Origin of the sequence: uncultured Bacteroides sp. (genome assembly GCF_905207245.1) — a bacterium.
In the GTDB taxonomy this organism is placed as follows: domain Bacteria; phylum Bacteroidota; class Bacteroidia; order Bacteroidales; family Bacteroidaceae; genus Bacteroides.
This window is the reverse complement of sequence record NZ_CAJLKP010000004.1, coordinates 151,848-158,145: the sequence shown is the minus strand read 5'-3', so window position 1 is coordinate 158,145 and position 6,298 is coordinate 151,848. Positions and strand designations below refer to the sequence as shown.

Annotated in this window: 4 protein-coding genes; all 4 read left to right on the top strand. The window is 32.9% G+C overall.

Translation table 11 applies throughout. The features are described 5' to 3' along the window. Nucleotides 1–549, top strand: a 549-nt coding sequence (locus tag QZ135_RS02660; RefSeq protein ID WP_294605702.1) for a BfmA/BtgA family mobilization protein, incomplete at its 5' end; no start/stop codon positions are given. A 4-nt stretch (nucleotides 550–553) separates the two neighbouring features. After that, nucleotides 554–1,468, top strand: a complete 915-nt coding sequence (locus QZ135_RS02655) for a DUF5712 family protein (RefSeq protein WP_294605700.1) — start codon at nucleotides 554–556, stop codon at nucleotides 1,466–1,468. Nucleotides 1,469–1,984: 516 nt separating this feature from the next. Further along, nucleotides 1,985–3,139 (top strand): hypothetical protein, encoded by a 1,155-nt coding sequence (locus QZ135_RS02650; RefSeq protein WP_294605698.1) that lies wholly within the window; start codon nucleotides 1,985–1,987, stop codon nucleotides 3,137–3,139. 155 nt (nucleotides 3,140–3,294) lie between these two features. Continuing rightward, a complete protein-coding gene (locus tag QZ135_RS02645; protein WP_294605696.1) occupies nucleotides 3,295–6,051 on the top strand; it encodes an ATP-binding protein in 2,757 nt (918 codons plus the stop codon). Nucleotides 6,052–6,298: the final 247 nt, after the last annotated feature.

Genomic DNA, 6,298 nt, shown 5'->3' with positions numbered 1-6,298 from the left:
ATTTCCATAGACAAGGAAACGGCAGCTTTGGTAGAGAAGATATGCAAACGATATTCACTGAAAAAGAGTGAAGTTGTAAAACTAGCGTTCGGATATATAGATAAGGCACATATCAACCCATCCGAAGCTCCTGAATCAGTAAAATCAGAACTGGCGAAAATAAATAAGAGGCAGGATGATATTATCCGGTTCATCCGTCACTATGAGGAAGAACAACTGAATCCGATGATACGAGCAACAAATTCTATCGCTTTGCGTTTCGATGCAATCGGCAAAACTTTAGAAACTCTTATTCTCTCTCAACTGGAAGCCAGTCAGGAGAGACTAGCAGTCGTGCTTAAAAAGTTAAGTGAACAATTCTGCAATCATGCTGATGTGATAAACAACCAATCGAAACAGATTAACGCAATCTATCAAATACACCAACGAGATTATAAAAAGTTGCTTCACCTAATACAACTCTATTCGGAACTTTCTTCTTGTGGTGTGATGGATATCAAAAGGAAAGAGAATCTGAAAGCTGAAATCAGCAATCTGATAAATGCATAGGTTTATGCACATAGATTTTGCCCCGCCATCAAACGGAACATATAATAATTCCGGGAGTTGCCGACAGCTAGCTAATTATTTAGAGCATGAAGATTTGGAACGTATGGAAAAAGGTATCTATACCGAAGGCTTTTTCAATCTGACAGATGATAACATTTATAAATCAGAGATCATAAAAGATATAGATAATAATATCGGGCAACTCCTCAAAACAGATGCTAAGTTTTACGCTATTCACGTCAGCCCATCGGAAAGCGAACTTAGGGCGATGGGGAACACCGAACAGGAGAAAGCTGAAGCGATGAAAAGATATATCAGGGAAATATTCATTCCTAAATATGCCAATAACTTCAACAAAGAACTATCTAGTTCGGATATCAAGTTTTATGGGAAGATTCATTTTGGTCGTAGCCGGTCTGATAATGAAATGAATATGCACTGCCATTTGATTGTGAGTCGGAAAGATCAATTTAACAGGAAAAAGCTATCTCCGCTTACCAATCACAAGAACACCCAAAACGAAGTAATCAAAGGAGGCTTCGACCGTGTAAATCTGTTCCAACAAGCGGAACAAGGTTTTGATAAACTGTTTGAATACGACCGCCAACAAATAGAATCTTTTGACTATCACAATACGATGAAGAACGGTTCTATACTTGAACAACTTGAATCACAGGAACAACAATTTACTAGCAAAAAGAGAAAAGAGGTTCAGCAATCTGGTGAAAAAGAAAACATAATTTCTTGCAATCTTGATAGAAAGGCAGATAATAAACATCGTTACAATCAGCAAAATAACGGTAGTGCTAATTCTCTGTTATCTATCTTCTCATTGGGAGATGATAATAATTGCGATGGAATATCAGCAGAGGAATTACAAACACAGAAATACAAAAAGAAGAAAGGGATTAGACGATAATTGAATATGAAGAACTAAGAGCCGATATAAACCGCTATCTGATGGAGTGTTTTTAAGTATTGTAAATCGCCTGTCAACCTAATGATAGAAATACTACCCGAAGAAACAGTCGTACAGACCTGTATTTGTGTATCAGAAAGTTTGAAAGTTTATTTCCACCTAATTGTCTTATCATTGCCCGATTGAGATTCAGCAAAGAACGAATAGGACACGGTATGCGCTTTCTTCGTTTTTTGATCGAAGTAACCCGAAAATACGGTTTTAATCATATCGACATTGAATGTACCAATGCCAAAAGCGGTGCTTTTGCCAAGAAATTAGGTTTTCGCCCTACAGATGGAGAGAATTTCACAATAGTGGCTAACGACTTAATAAATTATTTTTCAATTGAATAATTTAACAATTCCTTTTTTCTCTGAACACAAAGGTCTATTCCAAGAATAAAAAAAGAGAAAAGTATCGGAAATAAGTTTTTTTTCGTTACTTTTGTAATATATCTATTTAAATGTCAGAAATATGGAAGAATTAGCTGAAATAACAAATAAGGATAAGGTTGCAGAACAAGAAAAAAAGGTTTTATCATCCAAAAGCAACAAAAAGGCAACACCTCGCACTTCTAAAGAAAAAAAGGTTGTAAGTCCAAAGAGAAAAAGCAAAACTACAACTAGTAGTAATAAAGGTGCAAAATTAATTTATCCCAAACAGCCTATATCTAAGATTTTAAGACTACCTCAAGCGATAATCGACCAAAATGCAGGCAAGGAATGTACACCCAAAGAAGCTGCACAGTATTTAGGTATTGGCTTAAACGGTCCATTTCATGTTGAAATTAGTTCAGCTAAAAAATATGGTTTACTCGAAAGCACTGGAACATCTAAAATTAAACCTACTGAATTAGCAAAAAAGATTCTTCGTCCCCAATCTCACGATGACGAGCTAAATGGCATACGTGAAGCAGTAATAAATGCACCTGTAATAGGGGATGTTTATAAGCATTATAGAGGGGAAAATCTACCTGATCATAAATTTTTTGAAAATACTCTAATTGACACATTTAGTATTCCCAAAGATAAAGTTGATGAGTTTTCAAATGTTTTCACAGAGTCCCTTACGTATGCAAAACTTTTCGAAAAAATAGGAGATAAGATCCGTGTCTTAGATGTTTCTTCCCCTAATTTGAATGATATTTCTTCAGAAGGAAAAACAGACATAAAAAAAGGTAGTAGCAAAACTTCGACTGTAAGCACAGGGGACTCATGCTTCGTCATGATGCCCTTTGCCCCTCCTTTAGGAGATTATTATAGTCAAATATTTGAACCTGCAATAAATAAGGCTGGTTTGACTGCAATAAGAGCAGATAATGATATTTTTGGAACAGGAAAGATTATAGATCAGATTTGGTTAGGTATAAACAAAGCAAAAGTGCTTATAGCAGAATTAACCCAAAGGAATCCTAATGTATATTATGAATTAGGGATTGCACATGCCTTGAAGAAACCAGTCGTTCTAGTTTGTTCTAACGAAGAAGATGTACCTTTCGACCTCAAGCACATAAGAGTTATTTATTATAATATCTATGATCCTTTTTGGGGAACAAAACTTATAGATAAAGTAGCCGAAAATATTATCTCCGCAATAAAAAATCCAGACGAAACAATATTATTTAAATAAGCGTTCTTATAGCGAGCAAAATGATAAAACATAATCGTGTGCTAGATTGAGTAGATTTGCAAACAAGCACTAACATTGTGCCTATATACACTTTGGGGCAATCCGTATTGGTTATGTGTAAAATTTAATCAAGTAATCGATAAATGAAATACTGAATGGTTATACCTGAAAACTTACAAACAATACTCGAAAAAGATAAAGTATTATTCTCTTTGGTGCTACAAGTTGAAACATATTTTGAACCTCTTTTAAGAAATAACAAATTGTTCTTTTTTGAAGAATACACAGAGCATGGAATTGACCATGTTGAGACGGTATTGAAAGCCGCAGAATTCTTAATTCCGAAAGAGTCATTTCAATACATACAACCTAAAGAAGTTGCAATACTTATTCTTGCTGTTATGTTGCACGATATTGGTATGCACACAGAATTTTCTACATTTAATGCCATGTTAGACGGGAAATATGACAATATAAGAGTTGATATTTTAGACAAAAAGACATGGAAAGAGTTATGGAAAGAGTATTTATCGGAAGTTCAACATTTTAGCAGTAAAAAGAAAGAAGATATTTTTGGGAATCCAAATGAAATAATTAAAGAACCTGATTTATCAAATAAAGATAAATTGAATGGTACAGACAAAAAGCTAATCGGTGAATTTATAAGGAGACACCATGCAAGAGTAGCGCATGAAATCGCATTAAATGGTTTCATCGGGAATGAAACTATACCATTTGGAAATGAAAGTTTATGTGAACAAGATAAGCAATTTGCTGGTATAGTGGCAAGAAGTCACGGGATGAATATTCGTGATACTTTTATTTATTTGAAAGATATAGCCTATGATGATTGGAAGAATCCTGCAGATATAAATATTATTTACTTAATGGTTCTTTTGCGAATTGCCGACTATTTGCAAATAGATAAAACTCGCACAAATAAAACGTTATTAAAAGTAAAGACATTCAACAGCCCCATATCTTTAAAAGAACACAAGACTCATTTAGCAATTTCATATTTAACTTTTCAAAAAGAAGATCCTGAATTAATCTCTGTTGCTGCCGAACCCCAAAATGCTCAAATGTATGTCAAAATACAAAATCTAATCAACGATATACAACATGAATTTGATTTGTCGTGGGCTATTTTAGGTGAAACTTATGGGTTCTTGCCCGAGAAAAAGCCCCAAATAAAATTTAGACGAATTACCTCAAACCTTGAACATCCTACTTTTTTAAAGAAAATAAATTACGTTCCTCAAAAAATTTCATTCCGCGTAAATAATGAATTGTCGAAATTATTGATAGCTCCTTTGTACGGGAATGATCCGACCTATGGTGTTCGAGAATTGGTTCAGAATGCAACTGACGCGTGCAAAGAAAGGATTAAAATAGAACAAGACAAAGGAAATGTTAGTTATGAGCCATTAATTACTGTTTCAATTGATAAAGTTAATGAAGAAAGCTATCTATTTAAAATAAGAGATAATGGGAAGGGGATGACTTTAGACGAAATACTAAATTACTTTTTATCTGTAGGATCTTCATTTAGAAATAGTTTGCAATGGAAAAAAGAGTTTACGTCGAAAGATGGGGAAAACTTAGTAAGTCGCAATGGAAAGTTTGGGATAGGCGTGTTAGCTGCATTTTTACTAGGTGATGAAATTACAGTAAAAACAAAGAATTACAACTATGATTCTCATGCATATACTTTTACAGCAAATATAAGTAGCGACTTTATTGATGTAAAAACGATGTCGGACTTCAAAGAAGGGACAGATATAGAAATTATTATGTCTAAAAAAACATTTGCTCAATTAGAAAAAAGCGAACATAAAAAAATATCATGGAAAGATTGGTATATTGGATATATACCCAAAGTTCAATATCTCATTAATAACGAAACTAAAAAGCGAAAAATATTTTTTCAACCGACTAAAGAAAGGAAGATTTACTCCAGTGGTTATGGTAAAATTCAGTGGAACTACACAAAAGAAATAAGAAATAATTATGATATGTTTGTTGCCTGTAATGACATTATAATAACACAATCTGGTTATAGCGGCTTTGTATTTAATAATCAAATTATAACATACAAACCTCATTTGTTAATAGAAGATCCGCAAGGAAATCTGCCCTTAAATTTGAATAGGAACAGTTTAGATTCAGTTCTACTTCCATTTGAAGAAGAATTATATGAAGACGTTTCCAAAGACTTCATTGCACAAATACTTGTTGCACCAATATCCCCGAATGTGATAAAAAAACACTCTATTCATCCTCACAATATAGAATTCTTGTATTTTGTAGATGGTTTCTGTTTACTTTCTGACTACTTTATAGATAAAATTCAAAATAAAACTATACTGAGGATTTTGACAAGGAGTGACACCATAATTAAAGATACTTCTCTAATCTTGAATAAATCGGCCAATCTAATACTATATCCTCTATTTGGGCAATTATATAATTTGCGAGGGCAAAAAGATAAAGTAGTGCCAGATACAGAAGCACATATTCTACTTCTAAAGCAACGTTATGAGAATTATTTTGATTATGATCTTCGAATACCCAAATGGCTAAAAAATAGACATGAAATACAGTGGAAAAATGATAAATTTATCTCTTACTCAATGAATGGTTTTAAAAGTCAAACAAGTCTTTTTTTCGAGAATGAATTTGATACCATAATTGATCAAATTGACAGTAATATACAATCAATACAAGAAATACCAACTATATATTTAAATATAAAGAAAGGAGGGACTGTTCTAAATCGATTATTTGAAAAATACATTGGAGATAATGTGGTTATTCCATATGATTTCGAAGAACGTAAAAAAGCCTATCCATTAGCTTTTCAAGAACTTAAAGACTATATAAAAGACTATGAAAATTTACTACCTAAATAGATTATAAAACTAAGGAGTAAGATTGAGAAACAGAGTCTTATATACAGATGTTTGTAAAGGAAAGTAATGCTATGATATAGAAAGTTGAAATTTGATTAGCGCACTCTTATTATTTAGCTAAAAAGTATTGTACATCAAAACATGGTCCCTGTACCGTCACAACAGCCATGTCAGTAAAAAGAGCAATTTCTTCTTGTCTTGTATAAAACAAGAAACACACCATTTAAATTTTGTAAATCAGAAGAAA

Bases quoted from the DNA above. Each gene is read 5' to 3' on its own strand.
- QZ135_RS02655 (WP_294605700.1), top strand. From the start codon at position 554: ATGCACATAGATTTTGCCCCGCCATCAAACGGAACATATAATAATTCC.
- QZ135_RS02650 (WP_294605698.1), top strand. From the start codon at position 1,985: ATGGAAGAATTAGCTGAAATAACAAATAAGGATAAGGTTGCAGAACAA.
- QZ135_RS02645 (WP_294605696.1), top strand. From the start codon at position 3,295: ATGGTTATACCTGAAAACTTACAAACAATACTCGAAAAAGATAAAGTA.